This is a genomic window from Streptomyces sp. NPDC033221 (assembly GCF_055577005.1).
Map to the genome: position 1 here is coordinate 1 of NZ_JBVIQN010000001.1, position 22,835 is coordinate 22,835.

Sequence of the window (22,835 nt, forward strand, 5' to 3'; positions counted from 1 at the left end):
CGCACTCCCCCTAGCTCTTCGAGCAGGGGGGACCCCCAAGCGCACGCACCGAACGCCGCTCCGTCCCCCACGGAGATCCATCAGAAACGCCCTAGTCGGCCCCCTCCCTGTACGCCGCGGCCTCCTCCAGGTCCAGCCGCTTCAAGAGCACCCGCATCATCTCGTCGTCGATCCGCCGCTCGTCCCGCAGCCGTACGAACACCTTGCGCTCCGCGTCGATCATTTCCCGCGCCAGCCGCCGGTACGTGTCGTCCGCCGACTCCCCCGTCACCTCGTCGACCGTGCCCAGCCGCTCCCACACCGCGTTGCGCCGCCGCTCCATGACCGTACGCAGCCGGTCGGCCAGCGGCCCGGGGAGCGCGTTGCGCCCGTCCTCCAGCAGCTCGGTCAGCCGCTGCTCAGCGGCCCGCGACGCCTCGTTCTGCGCCTGCGCCTCGGCGAGCGTCTCGCCCCGTACGTCCCGCGCCGGCAGCCGCAGCGCGCGGATCAGGGGCGGCAGCGTCAGGCCCTGTACGGCGAGCGTGCCGATGACGGTCGTGAAGGTCAGGAAGAGCACCAGGTTGCGCGCGGGGAACCCGTCGCCGGAGTCCTGGACGGTCACCGGGATCGAGAAGGCGATGGCCAGCGACACCACACCGCGCATCCCGGCCCACCCGACGAGCACGGGCGCCTTCCAGTCCGTACCGGGCTCGCGTGCGCGGATACGTTCCGACAGCACCCGCGGCAGGAACGTCGCGGGGAAGACCCACACGAAGCGCGCGAGCACCACCACCAGGAAGACCACGACCGCGTACCAGGCGGCCTGCGCGCCGCTGAACTCCCCGAGCCCGCGCAGGACGACCGGCAGCTGGAGACCGATCAGCGCGAACACCGTCGACTCCAGTACGAAGGAGACCATCTTCCACACCGCCTCCTCCTGGAGCCGCGTCTCGAAGTCGACCTGCCAGGAGCGGTGCCCGAGGTAGAGCGCGACCACGACGACCGCCAGCACACCGGACGCCCCGAACTCCTCGGCGACCTGGTAGGCCACGAACGGGATGAGCAGCGACAGGGTGTTCTCCAGCAGCGGCGCGTCCCGCAGCCGGCAGCGCAGCCAGTGCAGCGGGATCATCAGCACCACCCCGACGCCGATGCCGCCGAGCGCCGCGACCGCGAACTCGCGGAGGCCGTCGGTCCAGGTCGCGCCCACCCCCGCGGCGGCGGCCACCGCCACCTTGTACGCGGTGATCGCGGTGGCGTCGTTGACCAGCGACTCGCCCTGGAGGATCGTCGTGATCCGGTTCGGCAGGCGCAGCCGGCGGGCGATGGCGGTGGCGGCCACGGCGTCCGGCGGCGCGACCACCGCGCCGAGGACGAGCGCCGCCGCCAGCGGCAGGTCCGGGATGACCAGGTACGCCACGTATCCGACGGCGACCGTCGCGAAGAGCACGTAGCCGACCGACAGCAGCGCCACCGGCCGCAGGTTGGCCCGCAGGTCGAGGTAGGAGCTCTCCAGTGCCGCGGTGTGCAGCAGCGGGGGCAGCAGCAGCGGCAGCACGATGTGCGGATCGAGCGTGTAGTCCGGTACGCCCGGGATGTACGCCGCCACCAGGCCGGTGGCGACGAGCAGCAGCGGCCCCGGTACGGGCGTGCGCCGGGCGGCCCCGGCGACCGCCGCGCTACCCGCGACCAGCAGCAGTAGTGGCATCACGTCCATCGGCCTCGCCCGTCCTGTCCCGTTCCACCGTGGCCGGCCCGTGCCGCCCCGGTCACCGCGCGGCCGCCCGTGCCACGCCCGCTCCTGCGATCTAACCTGGCAATCATGAGCGAGTGCCCGCATGTGCCTGAACTGCCGCGCCCCGAACCCGCCGCGCTGACCGCCACCTGCCCCGAGTGCGAGGCGGTCGGCAGCCACCCCGTACAGCTGCGGCTGTGCCTGGTGTGCGGACACGTCGGCTGCTGCGACTCCTCCCCGTACCGGCACGCGACGGGCCACTTCGCAGCGACCGGCCACGCGGTCATGCGCTCGTACGAACAGGGTGAGAGCTGGCGGTGGTGCTTCGTCGACGAGACCATCGTCTGAGCGGTCGGCGCGCGGGCGGGCGGATTCCCTGTCCCACGGCCGGGTCCCCCCACCCCCTGAGCCGGGTATTCCGGACCCCTGGACCGAATGTCAGTGCCGCCCGCTAGCCTTCAGGCATGATCCGCACCGCGACGGTCGACGACGTACCCGTCATCCACACGATGATCCGCGAGCTGGCCGCGTACGAGCGTGCCCCGGAATCCGCGAGGGCCACCGAGACACAGCTGCGCGAGGCCCTCTTCGGTGAGCATCCGGCGGCGTTCGCGCTCATAGCCGAGGACGCGGAGGGTCCCGTCGGGTTCGCCCTGTGGTTCCGCAACTTCTCGACGTGGACGGGCACGCACGGTGTCTATCTGGAGGATCTCTACGTCCGCCCCGAGGCCCGCGGCGGCGGCCACGGCAAGGCGCTCCTCGCGGCCCTCGCGGAGATCTGCCTGGAGCGCGGTTACGAGCGTTTCGAGTGGTCAGTTCTGGATTGGAACGAACCGTCCATCGGTTTTTACCGGTCGATCGGCGCCGAACCCATGGACGGATGGACCGTCTTCCGGCTCACTGGAGATGCGCTGCACAATCTCGCGGGCGTCTCGAACGTCAACGCAGCGTAACTAGTTCCGATTTGGCAGTGCAGACCCCTAGCCACTGTCCGTACCCGTAGGCTTACAATGAGTGACAGTCGTAGGGCTGCGGGGCACTGCGAGACCAACCGCCATGCCGGAAGCCGGCGCTGCCTCTTCCGGGCGACATCGCCCCGCAGATCGCGATAGCGTCGCAGGCGAACCATGTGCCGCGCCGGATCGTTGTCCTCTTGTACACGAGAGGGGGCCGCGACCGGCGCGAATATCAGCTCAACCAGCTTGTGTCACCTTGGAGGTGAGGGTGTCCCAGATCGCAGGCGAGCCCGGGACCCAGGACTTCGTGGAAGTCCGGCTGCCCGCTGCGGGTGCCTACCTGTCGGTGCTGCGTACGGCCACGGCCGGACTCGCAGCCCGCTTGGACTTCACCCTCGACGAGATCGAGGATCTGCGTATCGCCGTGGACGAGGCGTGCGCGATTCTTCTGCAACAGGCCGTGCCCGGCTCCGTACTGAGCTGCGTCTTCCGCCTGATCGACGACGCGCTGCAGGTGACCGTCTCGGCCCCGACAACCGACGGCCGCGCCCCCGAGCGCGACACCTTCGCCTGGACGGTGCTCTCCGCGCTGGCCGGCAAGGTCGACTCCACCGTCGCGGAGGACCGTACGGTCACCATCAGCCTGTACAAGGAGCGCGGCGCCGGTCCCGGACCGTCATGACCGAACAGGGGGCCCCGTGAAGGATCTTGAAAGCGGCACGCGGATGGCGCCTGGTGTGGCCATCCCCGAGCAGCATCATGCCCGGCCGCAACCGGTGGGCGCGGATGACCACGGCGGCCGTTTGGACGCGGCGGAGCAGGCAGAGCGGGCGGACCACATGGACCAGAGCGAGAACAAGCGGAACGAACGCGATCCGCACACCCCGCACCACCCTCACGACCCCCATGACCGCAGCGGCGCGCGGGCGATGTTCTACGAGCTCCGCAAGCTGCCCGACGGATCGGCGGAGCGAGCCGAGCTGCGCAACACGCTCGTACGGATGCACCTGCCGCTCGTCGAGCACCTGGCCCGGCGCTTCCGCAACCGCGGCGAGCCGCTGGACGACCTGACCCAGGTCGCCACCATCGGTCTGATCAAATCCGTTGACCGCTTCGACCCGGACCGTGGGGTGGAATTCTCCACGTACGCCACGCCCACGGTCGTCGGCGAGATCAAGCGGCACTTCCGCGACAAGGGCTGGGCGGTCCGGGTGCCCCGCCGCCTCCAGGAGCTGCGGCTGTCGCTGACCACCGCGACCGCCGAGCTGTCGCAACGGCACGGCCGCTCCCCCACGGTCCACGAGCTGGCCGAGCACCTCGCGATCTCCGAGGAGGAGGTCCTGGAGGGTCTGGAGTCGGCGAACGCGTACAGCACGCTGTCCCTGGACGTCCCGGACACCGACGACGAGTCACCGGCCGTCGCCGACACCCTGGGCGCCGAGGACGAGGCGCTGGAGGGCGTCGAGTACCGCGAGTCCCTCAAGCCGCTGCTGGAGGATCTGCCGCCGCGGGAGAAGAAGATCCTGCTGCTGCGCTTCTTCGGCAACATGACCCAGTCGCAGATCGCCCAGGAGGTCGGCATCTCCCAGATGCACGTCTCCCGCCTGCTGGCCCGCACCCTGGCCCAGCTCCGCGACAAGCTCCTGGTGGAGGAGTAGCCCGGAGGCCTCCGCCCGCACACGCCACCGCCCCGGCCTCGGTGTCCGAGCCCGGGGCACCTGCGTACGCGCCGCCGGCTGTGCCTGTCACCGGCGCACACAGCGCGCCTCAGTCCCGGGGTGCGATCCCCAGCGCCTCGGTGGCCGTCGGATTGACCAGCAGCCCGAGGACCGCGATCGCGACCACCGCCAGGCCGATACCGGCCGCGATCAGCGCGCCGCCGCCGTTGATCAGCGTCCAGGCGACCGGGAACGCCACGATCTGGGTGATCAGTGCGGGCCCTCGGCTCCAGCGGCGCCGCAGCCACAGCCCGCGCGCCGCGACCAGCGGCAGCACCGCCAGCGCAAGCACGGTCAGGCCGCCCGTCTCCGCCTGGCGGGCGCTGTCGGGCGAGCCGGTCAGCCCGTCGACGAGCATGTAGACACCGAGGGCGGCCAGCGCCACACCTTCGACGGCGGTGAGCACCGCGGCGACGCTGAGCCGGGCCGGCCGCGGACCGCTCGGCTCGGGAGCCGCGGAACCACCCGCCTTGCCGCTCTTGCCCGCCTTGCCGCCGCTGCCCGCCGGAGTCCTTCTGGCGGACGAGGAGCCCTTGCCGGACTCACCCCGCGAACCGGCCTCTCCGGCGTCTCCGGCCTTTGCGGACTTCCCGGACTTCGCGGGCTTTCCGCCCGAACCGGCCCTCGCGCCTCCGGCCCGTACGTTCTCCCCGTCCGGCTTGCCGCCCTGCGTCGCCTCGGCCGGCCGGGAGGGCTTGGCCGCCTCGGCCGCGGGCCGCTTCTGCTTACTGCTCACCCCAGCAGGGTAGCCCCGGACCCTCCTCCGCACGGCGGGCAGGGAGTGGGTCGAGTACCGGCAGGTAGGTACCCTGCTCCACATGCGCGCACTTCTCGTGGTCAATCCCGCAGCTACCACCACCAGTGCGCGTACGCGTGAAGTGCTCACCCACGCGCTGGCCAGCGATCTGAAGCTGGAGGTCGCCGAAACCCGCTACCGGGGCCACGCCCGCGACCTGGCCCGGCAGGCGGCCGAGGGCGGCCAGATCGAGCTGGTCGTCGCTCTCGGTGGTGACGGCACGGTGAACGAGGTCGTCAACGGTCTGCTGACGCACGGTCCCGCCCCCGACTCCCTCCCACGCCTGGCCGTCGTCCCCGGCGGCTCCACCAACGTCTTCGCCCGTGCCCTCGGCCTGCCCAACGACGTGGTCGAGGCGACCGGCGCCCTTCTGGACGCGCTGCGTGACGGCAGCGAACGCACGGTCGGCCTGGGCCTGGCCGCCGGCACGCCGGGTACGGAGGACGAGGGGGTGCCGGCCCGCTGGTTCACGTTCTGCGCGGGCTTCGGCTTCGACGCCGGTGTGGTCGGCCGGGTCGAACAGCAGCGGGAGCGCGGCAAGCGTTCGACGCATTCGCTCTACATGCGGCAGGTGCTGCGCCAGTACGTCGGCGAGTCGAACCGCCGGCACGGCACGATCACGCTGGAGCGACCGGGCGAGGACCCGGTGGAGCAGCTGGTCATGTCGATAATCTGCAACACCGCTCCCTGGACCTACCTGGGCAATCGCCCGGTCTACCCGGCTCCGGCGGCGTCCTTCGACACGGCGCTGGACGTGTTCGCCCTGTCCAAACTGTCCGCATCCGCGGTGACCCGCTACGCGACCCAGCTCCTGGCGTCAACACCGGAGCGAGGCCCCCGGGGCAAGCATGTGGTCTCGCTCCATGACTTGACGGACTTCACCTTGCATTCGCAGGCGCCACTGCCCTTCCAGATGGACGGTGACCACCTGGGACTCCGTACGAGCGTGACGTTCACAGGCGTTCGCCGTGCACTGCGTGTGATTGTGTGAGCAGTAGGGCCTAAAGTCCTTTCAGTCGAACGTTTAGGCTGACTTCCACCCCCTAGAAGTACGGCTGTGACCTAGGCGACACCAAGGAATCAAAAAAAAGTTTCCGGAAGGGGTTGTATCCGCCGCCGAGGTTTGCGAGTCTCTTCATGGCGATCGGGACGGCCGTTTCTACCGGCCCCCTTGAGAGCCCGAATCCTCCTCCTCATTCTTCAGGACCGCACCAGTTCTCAACTGGGGTTCGGCCCTTCCCTTGTGGAGGGATTCGTGAAAGCGTTCACATTCACAAGCAACGATCCCGTCATACGAGGAGATGGAGCAGCCATGGACTGGCGTCACCGCGCCGTTTGCCGCGAGGAAGACCCCGAGCTCTTCTTCCCCATCGGCAACACCGGTCCTGCGCTGCTGCAGATCGAGGAAGCCAAGGCCGTCTGCCGCCGCTGCCCCGTCATGGAGCAGTGCCTGCAGTGGGCGCTTGAGTCCGGCCAGGACTCCGGCGTCTGGGGTGGTCTCAGCGAAGACGAGCGCCGCGCCATGAAGCGCCGTGCAGCTCGCAACCGGGCGCGCAACGCCAGCGCCTGACCGCCAGACGCCCCCGTGGCCCCCGAGCCGCAGCGCGCAGTACCCCCGATGCTCCCCCAGCGCCCCCGGCGCCTGGGAGCTCCCCACGCAATGTGAGCTTTGAGCCCCGGACCAGATGGGTCCGGGGCTTACTGCTGCCCAGAACCCGTTCCTCCCGAAGCCCGCCACCTGCGGCACCTCGGGGACCGCGCCACCGCCCCACCCGGCACCTCCCCGAAGGACGCCCGCCACCCCGGAGCCCGTCCACCCCGGAGGGGGCACCCACCCTCCCGAGGGGCGCACACCTTCCCAGGGGACGCACACCTTCCGGCGAAAAGGTCCGGACCTTCATCTCCCGGGCGACCCCAGTGACTTACCCCGTCCCACCGTCGTCCATTCGCCGCCCGCGCCGTCACTCTTCCGTTACGTCGATCTGCTGTACGGCCATTCGGCGGGCCGGGATCGCCACACGGACTTTTCCCGGGATTTCCCGAATTCCGCGCAGCGGCCGCTCACTTGATGAGCGACTTCCTCATCAGTGCTTCTCCGCCCGTACGGGAATGTCGAGAATCACCTGAGTGCCGCGCTCGGCGCCGGGCACCATGTCGAACTTTCCGCCCAACTCACCCTCCACGAGTGTGCGTACGATCTGCAGCCCGAGATTCCCGGCCCGGTGCGGATCGAACCCGTCCGGCAGGCCACGACCGTTGTCCTGGACCGTGACCAGCAGGCGGGGCTCCGTACGGCTGCCGCCGCGTACCGCGCCCACCTCGACGGACCCCTGATCACCCGGCACGAAGGCGTGTTCGAGGGCATTCTGCAGGACCTCCGTGAGGACCATGGACAGCGGGGTGGCGACCTCGGCGTCGAGTATGCCGAAGCGGCCCGTACGGCGGGTGGTCACGGCACCCGGCGCGATCTCGGCGACCATCGCCAGCACCCGGTCGGCGATCTCGTCGAACTCGACGCGCTCGTCGAGGTTCTGGGACAGCGTCTCGTGCACGATCGCGATCGAACCGACCCTGCGTACGGCCTCGTTGAGCGCCTCGCGCCCCTGCTCGGAGTCCATCCGGCGGGACTGGAGGCGCAGCAGGGCGGCCACGGTCTGCAGGTTGTTCTTCACCCGGTGGTGGATCTCCCGGATGGTGGCGTCCTTGGTGATCAGCTCCCGTTCGCGGCGCCGGAGTTCGGTGACGTCGCGCAGCAGGACCAGGGAACCGATGTGCGTGCCCTTGGGCTTGAGCGGGATGGCGCGCAGCTGGATCACCCCGTCCTCGCCCTCCACCTCGAACTCCCGGGGCGCCCAGCCGCTGGCCAGCTTGACCAGGGCCTCGTCGACGGGGCCGCGGGCGGGCGCCAGTTCGGCGGTGGCCTGGCCGAGGTGGTGTCCCACGAGGTCGGCGGCGAGGCCGAGGCGGTGATAGGCCGACAGTGCGTTCGGGCTGGCGTACTGGACGACGCCGTCCGCGTCGAGCCGGATCAGCCCGTCGCCGGCCCGCGGCGAGGCGTCCATGTCGACCTGCTGACCGGGGAAGGGAAAAGATCCTGCGGCGATCATCTGGGCGAGGTCCGAGGCGCTCTGGAGGTAAGTGAGCTCCAGCCGGCTCGGCGTCCGCACCGTCAGCAGGTTGGTGTTACGGGCGATCACGCCCAGCACCCGGCCCTCGCGGCGCACCGGGATCGACTCGACCCGGACCGGCACTTCCTCGCGCCACTCGGGGTCGCCCTCACGTACGATCCGTCCCTCGTCCAGGGCGGAGTCGAGCATCGGACGGCGGCCCCGCGGAACGAGGTGGCCGACCATGTCGTCCTGGTAGGAGGTCGGTCCCGTGTTGGGCCGCATCTGGGCAACGGACACGTACCGTGTGCCGTCGAGGGTGGGGACCCACAGCACCAGGTCGGCGAAGGACAGGTCGGAGAGCAACTGCCACTCCGACACCAGCAGGTGCAGCCACTCCAGGTCGGAGTCACTGAGGGCGGTGTGCTGGCGTACGAGATCGTTCATGGAGGGCACGCCTTGGAGCCTACCGGCGTACGGTGTAGGTGTTGCCCTCGCAAGGGCATGGACAGATCTGAATGGTCTAGTCCACAATAAGCTGGTACCGCACCCCCATGCGGGGCGGCCCCCGGGCCCCGCGGTACGGGCACCAAGACTCCGAGAACTTCTCGAAAGAACCTCCGCTCTCCCCGCACAGGAGAGTGGATTAGAGGCCCGAACGCTCTCTGCCCTGACTGCGTGACGGCCTCCGGTCGACCGGCCTCTGGGCGGGCGCGCGTCCCTACCGCACGTGGGGCCCCTCCCGCCGCCGGGCCGGCCGATGAAGCTCCGGGCTGCGGTGCCGGACAGGTTGAGGGTCCTGTCCCGGCGCCGCGGCCCGCGGGTGTTTTCAGGCGGGCGCGGACGACGATCCCCCGCTCGCCCTCTCGCTTCGCCCGGAGGGCCAGGCGGCCATCGCCAGGTCGGCGACCCGCTCCAGGGTCGTACGGTCCGCGCCGTCCCTCGCCTGCTGCGACATGCCCTGGAGCACGGTCGTGCCGTAGGCCGCCAGCGCGTGGGCGTCGGTGCCGGCGGGCAGCTCACCGCTCTCGATGTCGCTCCGGATCCGCTCCTTGAGCAGCTCCACGGTCTGGGCGCGGCGCTCCTGGAGGCTCTGTACGACGTCTTCGGACTGCACCGTGCAGTTGGTGGCGGCCGTGATGATCATGCAGCCGCGGGGGTAGCCCGGCAGGGTGTGGAAGGCCGCCGCCTCGTGCAGCATCCGCGCCACGGCCCGGCGCGCGGTCGGCTCCTCGGTGAGGGCGCGGCCGGAGAAGGCGCCGAAATCCCGGACGTACGCCTCGACCGTCTCCTCGAAGAGCGTCCGCTTGTCCCCGAACGCCGCGTACAGGCTCGGCGCCTTGATGCCCATGGCCTGGGTGAGGTCGGCGATGGAGACCGCTTCGTAGCCGTGCTCCCAGAAGGCCCGCATCGCCTGTTCCAGGGCCGTCTCGCGGTCGAAGGACCGGGGCCGCCCGCGCTGTGCGCGCTGTTTCGTCGCCATGCCCCCAATTCTATAGCGCTCGCTACGGAAACCCTGCTACCGTTCTTTCTATAGCAACCGATACAGAAAGGGGGGGCGCGGTCATGGGCGTGCTCACGGGCAGGACGGCGCTCGTCACGGGCGGCAGCAGGGGCATCGGCCGGGCGATCGCCGAGCGGCTGGGACGGGACGGCGCACTGGTCGCCGTGCATTACGGACGCGACGAGGCCGCCGCGAAGGAGACGGTGACGGCGATCGAGGAGGCGGGCGGCCGGGCCTTCACCCTCCAGGCGGAGCTGGGCGTGCCAGGCGACGCGGCGGCACTGTGGTCCGCGTTCGACGCCCGGGCCGACGGCCTGGACATCCTGGTCAACAACGCCGGCATCACCGGTCGCCGCGACTCCCTGTCAGACGTGACCGAGGAAGATTTCGACCGCGTCTTCGCGGTCAACACGAAGGCCCCGTTCTTCGTCACCCAACAGGGTCTGCCGCGCCTGCGCGACGGCGGCCGCATCATCAACATCTCGACGGCCCTCACCCACGGCGCCGCCTCTCCCGAGCTGATCGCCTACGCGATGACCAAGGGCGCGATCGACGTCTTCACCTCCACACTCGCCAAGGACCTGGGCCCCCGCGGCATCACGGTCAACGCGGTCGCCCCCGGCGTGGTCGACACCGACATGAACGCGGGCTGGCTGCGCGACGATCCCGAAGCGTGGCGGGCGTCCGAGGGGATATCCCCGCTGGGCCGGGTCGGCGAGCCCCACGACATCGGCGACATCGTCGCCTTCCTCGCCTCGGACGACAGCCGCTGGGTCACAGGACAGTGGATCGACGCGGCGGGGGGTGCGCTGCTCTGACGAGGGGGGGAGTGACTGGGGTCGGTACCGGGGCCGGGGATTCGGAGCAGGGAGGCGGACCAGGAGCAGGGGCCCGGGCCGGGTGCAGGGGGCCAGGCCGCGGGTACAGGGAGGCGACAACGGTCAGCCGGGCGTTGTTCATCTTTCACCGCTCCCCCTCTCCCTCCTCCCTCTCCTCTCCCTCCTCTCTCAGCCGCGCCCAGGTGTGCGTGTCCAGGCTGTCCTGGGGGCCGAGGCGGGAGAGTTCCGCGCCGCCGCGCCCGAGAGCCACGATGAGAGGGCGCGTTCCCCATCCGGAGCGGGAGGCCGTCCAGGCGACGACGAGTCTGCGCTGGTCGGGTGCGTCGATCCGGCGGTCGCCGACGAGAAGGTGGCTGACCTCCCGCCCTATGTGGATCTCGGCGCAGCTGATCCACGGAGCTGTGGCCGTGGAGTGCAACGAGTCACGGGGGCAGGCGAGGCTGAGCGCACCCCCGCCGGCTCTGACGTCGAGCACGTCGACGTCGACAGGCTCATCCGCCGAGCCATACCCGCCACTCAGGTACCTCCACTGCCCTTCATGCCACTCAAGGAGCACAGTGTGCTCCCGCGCCCCTGCGGACTTCGGGCGCCACTCGATCCAGACCGCACCGACACCGTCCGTGGTGTCGACATCGACCGACACCACCACCAGCAACCGCCGCGGCACCCATCGCGGCTGCGGCTCCGCCCCCGCCAGGACGCGCCGCACAACGCCAGGGAGGAGTGCTTCCACCCATCGCTCCACCCACAGGTCAAGGCTCCGCGTCCACATACGCCTGCCATACCCGATGAGGGAGGTCAAGACAAGAGCCCACCCGCTTTCGCACTGCCGACGCGGACCGGCAGGCCAGCAGGTCGGCAAGCCGGTAGGGCGGGGGCGGGGGCGGGGGCGGGGGCGGGGCGATCCGAACCCGGTAGGTGCGGGGGGCTGCGGGCGGGCAACAATATGGCCGCCCCGAGACCGGCGGGAGGACGGCCGACGGCCGGGCAGGCCAATCGGTGGGCCGTTGGTGACCAGCCGACGGCCAGGCAGCCAGCCGGCGATCCGCCGGTGGCCAGCCGACGGCCGTGCAGCCCACCAGCGGGCCGTGGTGGCGGACAGTCGTCGGCCAGGCAAGCCGACCGCCTTCCTGACGGCAACGCGTCGGTGGGCCTGTCAAAGCCGGGAGTCACCGGCTGCCGGAGCCGGGAGCCACCAGGCGCCAGGGCCGGGAACCACCGAGCGCCGGAGCCGGGAGTCAGTGGGTCTCCGTGACCTTGGCGAGGGAGCGGGGGGCGTCGGGGTCCTGGCCTCGGGCGAGGGTCACCTCGTAGGCGAGCATCTGGAGGGGGAGGATTTCCAGGATCGGCTGGAGTTCCTCGGCCACGCCGTCGGTCGGCAGCGCGAAGCCGGCCGCGGCCCGGGCGACCTCGGCGTGGCTGCCGATGACGACCAGGTCGGCGCCCCGGTCGCGCAGCCGCTCCAGTACGGGCCGCAGCGCCTCGCCGCCCCTGCCGTCGGTGACGATCGCGATCACCGGGGAGATGTTGTCGACCATGGCGAGCGGGCCGTGCAGGAGGTCCGCGCCGGAGTAGGAGAGAGCCGGGATGTAGCTGGTCTCCATGAGCTTCAGGGCCGCTTCCTTGGCGGTCGGATAGCCGTAACCACGTGAGGTGAGCACCATGCGTTCCGCGAAGCGGTAGCGGGCGGCGAGGGCCTTGACCTCGTCGTGGCGGTCGAGGACGGACTCGGCGAGGTCCGGCAGCGCCTTCGCGGCCAGGTCGCCCGCGGCTCGCGGGCCGGGATGGCCCCAGCTGTCGCGCAGGCCGTCGACGAAGAGGTAGAGGGCGAGGAGTTCGGCGGTGTACGTCTTCGTGGCGGGCAGGGCGCGTTCCGGGCCGGCCAGTACGTCGATGTGGAACTCGCTGACGCCGGCCAGCGCCGATCCGGCGTTGTTGGTCACCGCGAGGGTGATCGCACCGGCCTCGCGGGCGGCCCTGGTGGAGGCGACGAGGTCCGGTGACCCGCCGGACTGGCTGACCGTGACGACCAGGCAGTCCCTGAGATCGGGCCGTGCACCGTAGGCGGTGGTCGTGGACATGGAGGTGAGGCCGCAGGGTTTGCCCAGTTGCACTTCGAACAGGTACTTGGCGTACAGCGCCGCGTTGTCCGACGTACCGCGCGCGGTGAACAGGACGAACCGCGGCTGACGGGCGGCGACCTGCTCGGCGACCGTACGGATGCGCGTCGCGCCCTCGGCGAGGATGCGACGCAGGACGTCGGGCTGTTCCGCCATCTCGGCGGCCATGTGGCGGCCGGGCCGTTCGTCGGACGTGTCGTGCCGTGTGGGGTTCACCGTGCCGGACATGCTGACCGCCTCCCGAGGACCGACCGTGCCCGCGTACCGCTCACCGTTCTCGCGGCGCCCGGCCGGAGCGCCTGTGCGCGTCCGCCGCGCACCCGTCACGTCGTCACCTGAAGTGGCCGTCGTACGGCGGAACGCCCCGCGCCCCCGCGCCCCGGGGTCTCCCGCCGGTCCGCCCGGCCGCACCCAGTCGACCACGCCCGCCCCCACCCTCGCCACCACGCACGCCCAGCCTCCGGGCCCCGCCCGACGACCGGCCCCGCCCCGACACCGGCCCCGTACCCCGACGACCCGGCACATCCCAACGCCCGCCCCGGCCGCCAGGCGCCCCGTCCCGCCGGTCCCCGCTTCGCCGTCCGTTCAGCAGGCGGTCGCCTGATGTCTCCGGGGCCGGCGGGGCGGGCTCTGGTAGATTGGTCTATACCACATGAGTCCATTCTCCAGATCGGCAGGCACAGCGTGGAAGTTGTCATCGTCCCGGACGCCAAGGCAGGCGGCGAGCTGATCGCGGAGGCCATCGCCGCCCTGGTGCGCCGTAAGCCCGAGGCGCTGTTGGGTGTGGCCACTGGATCGACTCCGCTGCCCGTCTACGAAGCGCTGGCGGCCACGGTCCGCGACGGTGGCGTGGATGTCTCGCGTGCCCGTGTCTGCCAGCTCGACGAGTACGTCGGGCTGCCGGCCGGGCACCCCGAGTCGTACCGTTCCGTGGTGCTGCGCGAGGTCGTCGAGCCGCTGGGGCTCGGCGAGGACGCGTTCATGGGGCCCGACGGCACCGCCGAGGACGTGCAGGCGGCCTGTGCGGCGTACGACCGTGCGCTGGGCGAGGCCGGCGGCGTGGACCTCCAGCTGCTGGGCATCGGCACCGACGGGCACATCGGCTTCAACGAGCCGTGCTCCTCGCTCGCGTCCCGTACCCGTATCAAGACGCTGACGCAGCAGACCCGGGAGGACAACGCCCGGTTCTTCGACAGCCTGGAGGAGGTGCCGCACCACGTCATCACCCAGGGCATCGGCACCATCCTGGAGGCCCGTCACCTGGTGCTGCTGGCCACCGGCGAGGGCAAGGCGGACGCCGTCGCGCAGTCCGTCGAGGGACCGGTCTCGGCGCTGGTGCCGGCCTCCGCGCTCCAGCTGCACCCGCACGCGACGGTCGTGGTCGACGAGGCCGCCGCGTCCAAGCTCAAGCTGGCCGATTATTTCCGCGCCACGTACGCCGCCAAGCCGGAGTGGCAGGGGCTGTAGGCGGACGGAACGCGGCCAGAGCGGACCGCCGCCGCACCGCAGCACACGAACCGCCACCGCACACGAACCACCGCCGCACGCGACTCGGCCGGGGCACCCGCATGGGCGCCCCGGCCGAGTCGCGTCGTACGCCGGTCATCCCGCCGGACCGCGGCTCCCCTTCCGCGGCCCGGCGGGGGTTCAGTCGCCCGCGATGACCTCCGCGGCGGCGAGGCCGCAGACGCGGGCCGCGCCGTGGGTGGCGATGTGCAGGGCTCCGCGCGGGGCTGCCTGCGGGAGGCCCATTTCGACGACCACCGTGTCCGGGCGGGCGTCGAGCAGGGCGTCGAGGGCGTCGGTCATCCAGGTGTGCCGGTGTGCGTCGCGTACGACGGCGACGATCCGCCGCTCCCCCGCCGCCCGCAGCACCTCCGCGATCTGGGCGGGCGGCCCGGCAGCGCCGCTGTTCCCGTACGTCCCCGTCTCCGTCCCGGGCACCAGCCGGGCCAGTTCGGCGGCGACGCCCCAGGGGGTCTCGTCGCCGACGGCGATGTTGGCGACGGGGGTGAAGGCGGCGACGTAGGCGGGCGCGGTGAGCGGTTCGTACGGGCCGTTGCGGGTGATGCGCAGGGCGCGGCGGGCCGCGACGAGGCCGGCCTCGGGTGCGGGCGCGGCCCCTCGCTCCCCGGGGAGGGCCCCCTGTGTCGCGCCCGCACTCCGGGTCCACCGCGCCAGGGCGCGGACCCGTGCCGCGGCGTCGGCGAGCCGCTTCTCCGACAGCTCGCCGTCGCGTACCGCCCGTACCAGGGCGTCGCGCAGCCGCAGCACGGTGGCTTCGTCGGCCAGTCCGCCGCCGACGCAGATGGCGTCCGCGCCGGCGGCGATGGCCAGGACGCTGCCCCGTTCGATGCCGTACGTCGCGGAGATGGCCTGCATCTCCATGCCGTCGGTGACGATCAGGCCGTCGAAGCCGAGGCCGCCTTCGGAGGCGGGGGCGCGCAGCAGACCGGTGAGCACGTTGCGGCTCAGGGTGGCGGGCAGCGTGCCGTCCAGGGCGGGGAGCAGGATGTGCGCGCTCATGACGGCTTTGGTGCCGGCGGCGATGGCGGCCCGGAAGGGGACCAGTTCGCGTTCCTGGAGGGTGCGCAGTTCGGCGGCGATGTGCGGTACGTCGTGGTGGGAGTCGACGGCGGTGTCGCCGTGGCCGGGGAAGTGCTTGGCGCAGGCGGCGACGCCGGCGGACTGGAGTCCTTCGACGTACGCGGCGGTGTGCCGGGCGACCAGGAGGGGGTCGGCGCCGAAGGAGCGTACGCCGATGACCGGGTTGGACGGGTTGGAGTTGACGTCGGCGGACGGCGCCCAGTTGAGGTTGACGCCGCACTCGGCGAGGCGGCGGCCGAGTTCGCGGGCCACGTCGTGGGTGAGCCGGGTGTCGTCGACGGCGCCCAGGGCGAGGTTGCCGGGGAAGGAGGAGCCGCCGCGTACTTCGAGGCGGGTGACGTCGCCGCCCTCCTCGTCGATGGCGACGAGGAGGTCCTCGCGTTCGGCGCGCAGCTGGGCGGTAAGCGCGGCGAGCTGGTCGGGTGAGGCGACGTTGCGTCCGAACAGGCCCACCGAGGCGAGGCCCTCGCCGAGGCGGCGCAGCAGCCAGTCGGGGGCGGAGGTGCCGGTGAAGCCGGGCTGGAGGACGGTGAGCGCGTCGCGGGTGAGGGTATCGGCCGGGTGCAGGAGTGTCGTCATGGCGCGCGTCATCCCTTCACTGCGCCGGCGGTCAGTCCGCCGACCGCCTTGCGTTGCAGGAACAGGAACAGGACCAGGATCGGTACGGCGAAGATGGAGGCGGCGGCCATGGTGGCGCCCCAGTCGTCGCCGAACTGGCTCTGGAACTGGGAGAGCCACAGCGGCAGGGTGCCCTTGTCCGGCTCCTTGTTGAGAACCAGCACCAGCGGGAATTCGTTCCAGGCGGTGATGAAGCCGAACAGTGAGGTGGCCATCAGGCCGGGGGCCAGCAGCGGGAAGATGACCTTCACGAAGGCCTGCCGGCGGGTGCAGCCGTCGACCATCGCGGACTCCTCCAGCTCCTTGGGTACGGCGGCGACGTAGCCGCGCAGTGTCAGGAGGGTGAAGGGGAGCACCATGAGCATGTAGAAGAAGGTCAGCGGCACCAGGCTGTTCAGCATGTCGGCGTCGCGCACGATCATGTAGACCGAGATGACCAGGACCTCCCAGGGCGCCATCTGGGCGACCATGAAGGTCAGGATGATGCTTTTGCGGCCCTTGAAGCGCATCCGGGCGATGGCGAAGGCTCCGCACAGGGCGATCAGCAGGGAGATTCCGACCGCCAGCACGGTGACGGTGACGGAGTTGCCCACCAGGGTCCAGAAGTTCGGGGCGTTCACGGCGGTCGAGAAGTGTTCGAAGGTGCCGTGCAGCGGGAACCACACCGGGTCCTCGGTGATGATGTCGCTGTTCGGCTTGAAGGCCGTGGTGAACATCCAGTACACGGGGAAGACGAATCCGAGGGCGAGCACGATCGCCGTCGCGTTGGGCCAGATGCGGCCGAGCAGTGAGCGGTTCACAGCTCGTCCTCCTCTTGCTTCAGGGTCAGTCGCAGGTAGTACGCGGTCATGGCGAGCAGCACGATGATGGTCAGCAGCGAGATGGCCGCGCCCATGCCGAAGTGGAGGTTGCCGACGCCTTCGGTGAAGGCGTAGATCGGCAGCGTCTCGGTGAGCCGGTCGGGGCCGCCTTCGTTGATCGCGAAGATCTGCGGGAACGCCTTGAAGACCCAGATGACCTCCAGGAACGTCGTCGCGAGGAAGAACGGCTTGAGGAAGGGGAAGGTGACGCTGGTGAAGACCTTCCAGGTGCCGGCGCCGTCCATCCGGGCCGCTTCGTACAGTTCCTTGGGGATGGTCGTGGTCGCGGCGTAGAGGTTCAGGGCGACGAACGGCAGCGACTGCCAGACGATCAGTACGGTGATGACGAAGAAGGTGGACAGCTGGCTGCCGACCCAGTCGTAGCGCGCCATGGAGTGCCAGCCCAGTGCGTCCAGTACCCAGTTGACGATGCCGTAGCGGGCGTCGAACAGCCACTGGAAGACGGTGGTGGTGGCGATGGCGGGCATCGCCCAGGTCAGGACGAGTGCGACGGAGAGCGTCAGGCGCATCTTCTTGCCGAGCCTGGCCAGCAGGAGGCCGATGAGCACGCCCAGCACCATGATCAGGGTGACGTTGACGGCGGTGAAGACGATGGTGCGGAGGGTGACCCGCCAGAACTGTTCGCCGCCGAGGATCTCGGCGTAGTTGCCGAATCCGCGCCACTCGGTGAGGTGCTGGATCAGCTGCTTCATGTTCAGGTTCTGGAACGAGAGGATCAGGTTCCGCACCATGGGCCAGCCCAGGAAGACCGCGGTGGCGGCCAGGGCCGGGATCAGCAGCAGGTAGGGGGCCTTTCCGGCGGTCCGGCCGGTCTTGCGGCCGCGCCGGGGCGGCGGGGCGCCGCCTTTGCCGATCCGCGGCGCGGGGTCTCGCACCGCGTCCTCGATCTGCACTGACATGTCCCGCTCCCCATCACCTGGTCGTGCTCATGCTGGTCGGTTCCGTACGGGGGCCGGGACGGCCGGCTCCCGTACGGAACCCGTACGGTGCGGCCCCCGCGGCTGGCGCCGCCGCGGGGACCGCGGTCACTGGTGCCGAGGCGTGCCGTGCGGAGCCGGCCGGGCCGGTCCGCCGGGCGCGCCCGCGGTCACTGCTTCTGCGAGAGCCGCTTGTTGATTTCGCTCTCGACGTCCTTGGCGGCGTCCGCGGGGGCCTTGCCGTTGAGCACCGCGGTCATGTAGCTCTTGATCGGGTTCGGGGTGTTCTCGACCTGGGCCCATTCGGGGATCAGCGGGGTGGTGCCGCTGGACTTGGCGGCGCCGGGCGCGGCGGCCTCGGCGGCCGGGTTGCCCTTGGCGGCGTCCGCGAGGTCGGGGGACTTCGGGCTCCAGCCGACCTCCTTGACCATCTGTCCGTCGTTCTTCTTGGACAGGGCGACCTTCAGGAACTCCTTGGCCAGTTCCTGGTTCTGGCCGCCGCCGGCGACGGCGAAGTTGGAGCCGCCGAGGAAGACGCCTTCGGGCTTGTCGGCGGTCTCGCCCGGGATGGGGAAGAAGCCGATGTCGTCCTTGATGGCCGGGTTGGCCTTGACGGCGGTGGGGGCTTCGTAGCCCATGGCGATGATGGCGCCGGTCTTGCCCTTGGAGAAGATCTCCGCCTGCTGCGGGGTGGCTTCGTCCTTGTTCTTCGGGGCGGTGCTGAACGCCTGGTACTGCTTGTAGATGTCCATGGCCTTGGAGACCTTGGGGTCACCGAGGTTGGAGACCCACTTGCCGCCGTCCTTCTTGACGAGGTCGGCGCCGGTCCCGATGGTCAGGCCGTCGAAGAAGTACCAGTTCTGGCCGGGGAGGTAGAGCGGCTCGGCGTCGGTCTTCTGCTTGATGGTGTCGAACGCCTTGAAGAGTTCGGTGCGGGTCTTGGGCAGTTCCTTGATGCCGGCCGCGGCCCAGATCTTCTTGTTGTACATCACCACGCGGTTGCCCGCGTACCAGGGGAGGGCGTACTGCTTGCCGTCGGCCATGGCCGCCTTGTTGAAGGAGTCGTTCCAGTCGGCGCCGATCTCCTTCTTCAGGTCGCCCAGTTCCGCGAGTGCGCCGGCCTTGGCGTACGCGGCGGTCTGGGTGTTGCCGATCTCGACGACGTCGGGCGGGCTGTCCTCGGAGAGGGCGGTGGTCAGCTTCTGCTGGATGCCGTTCCACTGCTGGACGCGGAATTCGACCGTGGCGCCGGTCTTCTTCTTGAAGTCCTCGGAGACCTGTTTGGTCCACTGGGCCGGGTTGGAGCCGTCCATGACCCAGACGATGAGCTTCTTGCCCTTGAAGTCCGAGGCTCCCGCCGTCTTGCCGTCGCCGGACCCACAGGCAGCGACACTGACCAACATTCCCGCGACTGCCGTCGCCGCTATGAGTCCACGCTTCATTGCGCTCTCCCCTAAAGGCCGTGAGTGGTCTTTAATGGTTTAGACCAGTGCCCGCAGCTTGGCCTAGACCTTTTGGGGTGTCAAGGGTGTATAAGAGTCGCTGTCAGGTCCGTTACCGGACCGACATCTGGGGCCTGTCGCCGCTGCGGCGGCGTCCGTCCGCAGGGCAGACGCTACGTTGGCGTCAGGCCCAGCGAGCGGGCACGGACCAGCAAGGGAGCATCGGGACCCCACCCGTGCCACGATGAGCCGCTACGTACGGAGGAGCCGGTGACGGCAGCGCGACAGGAGTCGGAGAGGCGGGTCATGGAGACCGACGGGGGCAGTGCGGACAACGGCGGCGGCGCACGCACCGCCCGTGTGCCCAAGTACTACCGCCTCAAGCGCCACTTGCTGGAGATCACCGAGACGCTGCCCCCGGGCACGCCGGTACCGCCGGAGCGGACCCTCGCGGCGGAGTTCGACACATCCCGTACGACAGTACGCCAGGCCCTCCAGGAACTGGTCGTCGAAGGCCGGCTGGAACGCATCCAGGGCAAGGGCACGTTCGTCGCCAAGCCCAAGGTCTCGCAGGCCCTGCAACTGACCTCCTACACCGAGGACATGCGGGCCCAGGGCCTGGAGCCGGCCTCGCAGCTGCTGGACATCGGCTATGTCACCGCCGACGACCGGCTGGCCGGGCTGCTGGACATAGCGGCCGGCGGCCGGGTGCTGCGCATCGAGCGGCTGCGGCTGGCCAGCGGCGAGCCGATGGCCATCGAGACCACCCATCTGTCCGCGAAGCGCTTCCCCGCGCTGCGCCGCAATCTCGTCAAGTACACCTCGCTCTACACGGCGCTGTCCGAGGTCTACGACGTCCGGCCCGCCGAGGCCGAGGAGACCATCGAGACATCGCTGGCCACACCGCGCGAGGCCGGGCTGCTCGGCACGGACGTGGGCCTGCCCATGCTGATGCTCTCCCGGCACTCCCTCGACGCCCAGGGCGCGCCGGTGGAGTGGGTGCGCTCGGTCTACCGCGGCGACCGCTACAAGTTCGTGGCCCGGCTGCGGCGCCCGGCCGACTGACGGGAGCCGGGCCCGCGGCCGTACGGTGCGGAACCCGCGGCCGTACGCCCCGGGCCCGACGCACCGCCTCCCGGGGTATGGCGCGAGCCGCCCTCCTGCCTCTACGGTCCTTCCGTCGTCGCGTCGACGGGAGGACGTACACGTGCGCCCAGCAGGCCGGCCGCGCAGCGCCGCCAACCCCCGGAAGATCGCCTTGTGGACGGCCGTGGCGCTGGTCGGCGCCGCCGGCTGGACACTGCTCGCGCTGTCCCGCGGCGAGCAGGTCTCGGCCGCCTGGATGGTGGCCGCCGCCCTCGGTTCGTACGCCATCGGTTACCGCTTCTACGCGCGCTTCATCGCCACCCGCGTACTGAAGTTCGACCGGACCCGCGCCACGCCCGCCGAGCGGCTGAACGACGGCGTCGACTTCCACCCCACCGACCGGCGAGTGCTGCTCGGGCACCACTTCGCGGCGATCGCGGGCGCCGGGCCGCTGGTCGGGCCGGTGCTCGCCGCCCAGATGGGCTATCTTCCCGGCACCATCTGGATCATCGTCGGCGTGGTCTTCGCGGGCGCGGTCCAGGACATGGTGGTGCTGTTCTTCTCCACCCGGCGCGACGGCCGGTCGCTGGGACAGCTGGCGCGCGAGGAGATCGGCGTGGTCGGCGGGGCCGCCGCACTGCTGGCCGCCTTCGCCATCATGATCATCCTGCTGGGCGTACTGGCACTGATCATCGTCAACGCGCTGGCGCAGTCCCCCTGGGGCACCTTCTCCATCGGCATGACGATCCCGATCGCCCTGCTGATGGGCTTCTACCTGCGGGTACTGCGCCCCGGCCGGGTCACCGAGGTCTCCCTGATCGGGGTGGCACTGCTGGTGCTCGCGCTGGTCGCGGGCCGCTGGGTGGCCGACTCGTCCTGGGCCGGCACCTTCACGCTGGAGCCGAAGACGCTGGTGATCTGGCTGGTGGCGTACGGGTTCATCGCGTCCGTACTGCCGGTGTGGACGCTGCTGGCGCCCCGCGACTACCTCTCCACCTTCATGAAGATCGGCACGATCGGGCTGCTGGCGGTCGGCGTGCTGGTCACGCTGCCCACCCTGCAGATGGACGCGGTCACCCACTTCGCCGGGCGCGGCGACGGACCGGTCTTCGCCGGCTCGCTCTTCCCGTTCGTCTTCATCACCATCGCCTGCGGCGCGCTCTCCGGCTTCCACGCCCTGATCTCCTCCGGCACCACACCGAAAATGGTGCAGAAGGAAACCCAGATCCGCATGATCGGCTACGGGTCGATGCTCATGGAGTCGTTCGTCGCGGTGATGGCGCTGGTGGCGGCGTCGATCATCGACCCGGGGCTGTACTTCGCGATGAACGCGCCGGCCGGCGTCATCGGCGACACCGTCCAGTCGGCCTCCCAGGCCGTCGCGCACTTCGGATACAGCATCTCCCCCGACCAGTTGGCGGCCGCGGCCAAGGCCGTGGAGGAGCACACCCTGCTGTCCCGTACGGGCGGCGCGCCCACCCTCGCCGTGGGGGTCGCGGACATCTTCTCGCAGGTCTTCGGCGGTGCCGGAATGAAGGCGTTCTGGTACCACTTCGCCATCATGTTCGAGGCGCTGTTCATCCTCACGGCGCTGGACGCGGGTACCCGGGTCGGCCGTTTCATGCTCCAGGACATGCTGGGCAACGTCTACAAGCCGTTCCGCAGGGTGAGTTGGAAACCGGGTCTGGTGCTGTGCAGCGCGGCCGTGGTGGCGTTGTGGGGCTACTTCCTGTGGGTCGGCGTGCACGAGCCGCTCGGCGGCATCAACCAGCTCTTCCCGGTCTTCGGCATCGCCAACCAGCTCCTGGCGGCGGTCGCGCTGACCGTCTGCACGACGCTGCTGATCAAGTCCGGCCGCCTGAAGTGGGCGTGGATCACCGGCGTCCCGCTCGTCTGGGACGCCACCGTGACCCTCACCGCGAGCTGGCAGAAGGTCTTCTCCGGGGACCCCAAGGTCGGCTTCTTCACTCAGCGTGCGGTCTACCAGGACGCCATCGACGCCGGGAAGGTGCTGCCGCCCGCCAAGAACATGAGCGACATGCACACGGTGGTCACCAACTCGACGGTGGACGGCGTGCTGTCGGCGGTGCTCGCCCTGCTGATCGTGGTGGTGATCGCGGACGCGGCCCGGGTGTGCGTGCGCCATCTGCGCGACCCGGCCGCCACCCGGCTGAGCGAGGCGCCGTACGTGAAGTCGGCGATCGTCGCGCCCGCCGGGCTGGTGGCCTCCAAGGAGGAGAAGGCGGAGCTGGCGGCCGCGGAGCGGAGCGGGCCGTGAGCGGGGTACGGCGCGCCCTGCGCTGGATCCGTTGGTACGTACGGGAAATGACCGGTGAGAGCGCGTACGAGCACTACGTCACGCATATCCGGCGGGAGGCGCCGGACGCGCCGATTCCCAGTCGCCGGGAATTCGAGCGGCGGCGCGCCGCGGCACGCGAGGACGACCCCCGTTCCGGTTTCCGCTGCTGCTGAGGTCGCCGGTTCGTTGCCGTACCGATATGCGGACAGGTAGTGACGCGTACAACTTCCC

At 70.5% G+C, this 22,835-nt stretch carries 20 protein-coding genes and 1 pseudogene; 11 read left to right on the top strand and 10 right to left on the bottom strand.

The window, feature by feature from the left end; translation table 11 throughout:
- Positions 1-91: 91 nt before the first annotated feature.
- Positions 92-1,696: a Na+/H+ antiporter gene (locus tag ACZ53K_RS00005; protein ID WP_468829983.1), complete on the bottom strand. Its 1,605-nt coding sequence runs from the start codon at positions 1,694-1,696 to the stop codon at positions 92-94.
- Between the two features lie 105 nt (positions 1,697-1,801).
- Between ACZ53K_RS00005 and ACZ53K_RS00010 the strand changes: the two genes are divergently transcribed.
- The 4 genes from ACZ53K_RS00010 (at position 1,802) to ACZ53K_RS00025 (ending at position 4,328) form a co-directional block, all read left to right on the top strand.
- On the top strand, positions 1,802-2,062 hold the full coding sequence (locus ACZ53K_RS00010; RefSeq protein ID WP_468829985.1) for a UBP-type zinc finger domain-containing protein: 261 nt from the start codon (positions 1,802-1,804) through the stop codon (positions 2,060-2,062).
- A gap of 116 nt (positions 2,063-2,178) precedes the next feature.
- Complete coding sequence (locus tag ACZ53K_RS00015; RefSeq protein WP_468829986.1) at positions 2,179-2,667, top strand: GNAT family N-acetyltransferase; 489 nt, start codon at positions 2,179-2,181, stop codon at positions 2,665-2,667.
- A gap of 271 nt (positions 2,668-2,938) precedes the next feature.
- Positions 2,939-3,352, top strand: coding sequence for an ATP-binding protein (locus ACZ53K_RS00020; RefSeq protein WP_003985353.1), 414 nt, complete (start codon positions 2,939-2,941; stop codon positions 3,350-3,352).
- Between the two features lie 43 nt (positions 3,353-3,395).
- Positions 3,396-4,328 carry an RNA polymerase sigma factor SigF gene (locus tag ACZ53K_RS00025; protein ID WP_468830738.1) on the top strand — a complete coding sequence of 311 codons (933 nt, stop codon included), beginning with the start codon at positions 3,396-3,398 and terminating at the stop codon, positions 4,326-4,328.
- A 109-nt stretch (positions 4,329-4,437) separates the two neighbouring features.
- Here the strand turns inward: ACZ53K_RS00025 and ACZ53K_RS00030 are convergent.
- A pseudogene (locus tag ACZ53K_RS00030) lies at positions 4,438-4,857 on the bottom strand (hypothetical protein); the annotation flags it as partial.
- Between the two features lie 349 nt (positions 4,858-5,206).
- On the opposite strand from ACZ53K_RS00030, the gene ACZ53K_RS00035 reads away from it, so the two are divergent.
- Both ACZ53K_RS00035 and ACZ53K_RS00040 read left to right on the top strand, forming a co-directional pair.
- Positions 5,207-6,175 carry a diacylglycerol/lipid kinase family protein gene (locus ACZ53K_RS00035; protein ID WP_468829988.1) on the top strand — a complete coding sequence of 323 codons (969 nt, stop codon included), beginning with the start codon at positions 5,207-5,209 and terminating at the stop codon, positions 6,173-6,175.
- 321 nt (positions 6,176-6,496) lie between these two features.
- A complete protein-coding gene (locus ACZ53K_RS00040) occupies positions 6,497-6,754 on the top strand; it encodes a WhiB family transcriptional regulator (protein WP_003983230.1) in 258 nt (85 codons plus the stop codon).
- 514 nt (positions 6,755-7,268) lie between these two features.
- Here ACZ53K_RS00040 and ACZ53K_RS00045 read toward each other — a convergent pair.
- Together ACZ53K_RS00045 and ACZ53K_RS00050 are read right to left on the bottom strand one after the other, a co-directional pair.
- Positions 7,269-8,738 carry a sensor histidine kinase gene (locus tag ACZ53K_RS00045; protein ID WP_030017264.1) on the bottom strand — a complete coding sequence of 490 codons (1,470 nt, stop codon included), beginning with the start codon at positions 8,736-8,738 and terminating at the stop codon, positions 7,269-7,271.
- 382 nt (positions 8,739-9,120) lie between these two features.
- A complete protein-coding gene (locus ACZ53K_RS00050; RefSeq protein ID WP_468829990.1) occupies positions 9,121-9,774 on the bottom strand; it encodes a TetR/AcrR family transcriptional regulator in 654 nt (217 codons plus the stop codon).
- A gap of 83 nt (positions 9,775-9,857) precedes the next feature.
- Here ACZ53K_RS00050 and ACZ53K_RS00055 point away from each other — a divergent pair, with 83 nt between their 5' ends.
- On the top strand, positions 9,858-10,613 hold the full coding sequence (locus ACZ53K_RS00055; protein WP_468829992.1) for a glucose 1-dehydrogenase: 756 nt from the start codon (positions 9,858-9,860) through the stop codon (positions 10,611-10,613).
- A gap of 145 nt (positions 10,614-10,758) precedes the next feature.
- On the opposite strand, the gene ACZ53K_RS00060 is transcribed toward ACZ53K_RS00055, so the two are convergent.
- Positions 10,759-11,436 (bottom strand): hypothetical protein, encoded by a 678-nt coding sequence (locus ACZ53K_RS00060; protein ID WP_468829994.1) that lies wholly within the window; start codon positions 11,434-11,436, stop codon positions 10,759-10,761.
- Positions 11,437-11,872: 436 nt separating this feature from the next.
- Positions 11,873-12,982, bottom strand: a complete 1,110-nt coding sequence (locus ACZ53K_RS00065; RefSeq protein ID WP_468829996.1) for an SIS domain-containing protein — start codon at positions 12,980-12,982, stop codon at positions 11,873-11,875.
- A 456-nt stretch (positions 12,983-13,438) separates the two neighbouring features.
- Between ACZ53K_RS00065 and nagB the strand changes: the two genes are divergently transcribed.
- Positions 13,439-14,221 carry a glucosamine-6-phosphate deaminase gene (nagB, locus tag ACZ53K_RS00070; protein ID WP_468829998.1) on the top strand — a complete coding sequence of 261 codons (783 nt, stop codon included), beginning with the start codon at positions 13,439-13,441 and terminating at the stop codon, positions 14,219-14,221.
- A gap of 180 nt (positions 14,222-14,401) precedes the next feature.
- Here the strand turns inward: nagB and ACZ53K_RS00075 are convergent, their stop codons facing one another.
- From ACZ53K_RS00075 to ACZ53K_RS00090, 4 genes are all read right to left on the bottom strand, one after another.
- Entirely contained in the window at positions 14,402-15,940 is a 1,539-nt protein-coding gene (locus tag ACZ53K_RS00075) for a glycoside hydrolase family 3 protein (RefSeq protein WP_468830000.1), read from the bottom strand.
- 8 nt (positions 15,941-15,948) lie between these two features.
- Positions 15,949-16,779: a carbohydrate ABC transporter permease gene (locus tag ACZ53K_RS00080; RefSeq protein WP_468830002.1), complete on the bottom strand. Its 831-nt coding sequence runs from the start codon at positions 16,777-16,779 to the stop codon at positions 15,949-15,951.
- Entirely contained in the window at positions 16,776-17,759 is a 984-nt protein-coding gene (locus ACZ53K_RS00085; protein WP_468830004.1) for a carbohydrate ABC transporter permease, read from the bottom strand. The genes ACZ53K_RS00080 and ACZ53K_RS00085 overlap by 4 nt, the downstream gene beginning before the upstream one ends.
- Positions 17,760-17,947: 188 nt before the next feature.
- The gene (locus ACZ53K_RS00090; protein WP_468830006.1) at positions 17,948-19,219 is read right to left on the bottom strand and encodes an extracellular solute-binding protein; all 1,272 of its coding nucleotides are present in this window, start codon (positions 19,217-19,219) and stop codon (positions 17,948-17,950) included.
- A gap of 306 nt (positions 19,220-19,525) precedes the next feature.
- On the opposite strand from ACZ53K_RS00090, the gene ACZ53K_RS00095 reads away from it, so the two are divergent.
- The 3 genes from ACZ53K_RS00095 to ACZ53K_RS00105 all read left to right on the top strand — a co-directional run bounded on the left by ACZ53K_RS00095 (position 19,526) and on the right by ACZ53K_RS00105 (position 22,777).
- Complete coding sequence (locus ACZ53K_RS00095; RefSeq protein ID WP_468830743.1) at positions 19,526-20,284, top strand: GntR family transcriptional regulator; 759 nt, start codon at positions 19,526-19,528, stop codon at positions 20,282-20,284.
- 142 nt (positions 20,285-20,426) lie between these two features.
- Positions 20,427-22,583 (top strand): carbon starvation CstA family protein, encoded by a 2,157-nt coding sequence (locus ACZ53K_RS00100; RefSeq protein ID WP_468830008.1) that lies wholly within the window; start codon positions 20,427-20,429, stop codon positions 22,581-22,583.
- Positions 22,580-22,777, top strand: a complete 198-nt coding sequence (locus ACZ53K_RS00105) for a CstA-like transporter-associated (seleno)protein (protein ID WP_468830010.1) — start codon at positions 22,580-22,582, stop codon at positions 22,775-22,777. Before ACZ53K_RS00100 ends, ACZ53K_RS00105 begins: the two co-directional genes overlap by 4 nt.
- Positions 22,778-22,835 lie beyond the last annotated feature (58 nt).

What these genes read in the sequence shown, in the direction of transcription:
- ACZ53K_RS00090 (WP_468830006.1), bottom strand. Translation starts at nt 19,219, where the DNA reads ATGAAGCGTGGACTCATAGCGGCGACGGCAGTCGCGGGAATGTTGGTC.
- ACZ53K_RS00065 (WP_468829996.1), bottom strand. Translation starts at nt 12,982, where the DNA reads ATGTCCGGCACGGTGAACCCCACACGGCACGACACGTCCGACGAACGG.
- ACZ53K_RS00055 (WP_468829992.1), top strand. Translation starts at nt 9,858, where the DNA reads ATGGGCGTGCTCACGGGCAGGACGGCGCTCGTCACGGGCGGCAGCAGG.
- ACZ53K_RS00005 (WP_468829983.1), bottom strand. Translation starts at nt 1,696, where the DNA reads ATGGACGTGATGCCACTACTGCTGCTGGTCGCGGGTAGCGCGGCGGTC.
- ACZ53K_RS00095 (WP_468830743.1), top strand. Translation starts at nt 19,526, where the DNA reads ATGGAGACCGACGGGGGCAGTGCGGACAACGGCGGCGGCGCACGCACC.
- ACZ53K_RS00025 (WP_468830738.1), top strand. Translation starts at nt 3,396, where the DNA reads ATGGCGCCTGGTGTGGCCATCCCCGAGCAGCATCATGCCCGGCCGCAA.
- ACZ53K_RS00010 (WP_468829985.1), top strand. Translation starts at nt 1,802, where the DNA reads ATGAGCGAGTGCCCGCATGTGCCTGAACTGCCGCGCCCCGAACCCGCC.
- ACZ53K_RS00015 (WP_468829986.1), top strand. Translation starts at nt 2,179, where the DNA reads ATGATCCGCACCGCGACGGTCGACGACGTACCCGTCATCCACACGATG.
- ACZ53K_RS00040 (WP_003983230.1), top strand. Translation starts at nt 6,497, where the DNA reads ATGGACTGGCGTCACCGCGCCGTTTGCCGCGAGGAAGACCCCGAGCTC.
- ACZ53K_RS00075 (WP_468830000.1), bottom strand. Translation starts at nt 15,940, where the DNA reads ATGACGACACTCCTGCACCCGGCCGATACCCTCACCCGCGACGCGCTC.
- ACZ53K_RS00050 (WP_468829990.1), bottom strand. Translation starts at nt 9,774, where the DNA reads ATGGCGACGAAACAGCGCGCACAGCGCGGGCGGCCCCGGTCCTTCGAC.
- ACZ53K_RS00035 (WP_468829988.1), top strand. Translation starts at nt 5,207, where the DNA reads ATGCGCGCACTTCTCGTGGTCAATCCCGCAGCTACCACCACCAGTGCG.
- ACZ53K_RS00085 (WP_468830004.1), bottom strand. Translation starts at nt 17,759, where the DNA reads ATGTCAGTGCAGATCGAGGACGCGGTGCGAGACCCCGCGCCGCGGATC.
- ACZ53K_RS00045 (WP_030017264.1), bottom strand. Translation starts at nt 8,738, where the DNA reads ATGAACGATCTCGTACGCCAGCACACCGCCCTCAGTGACTCCGACCTG.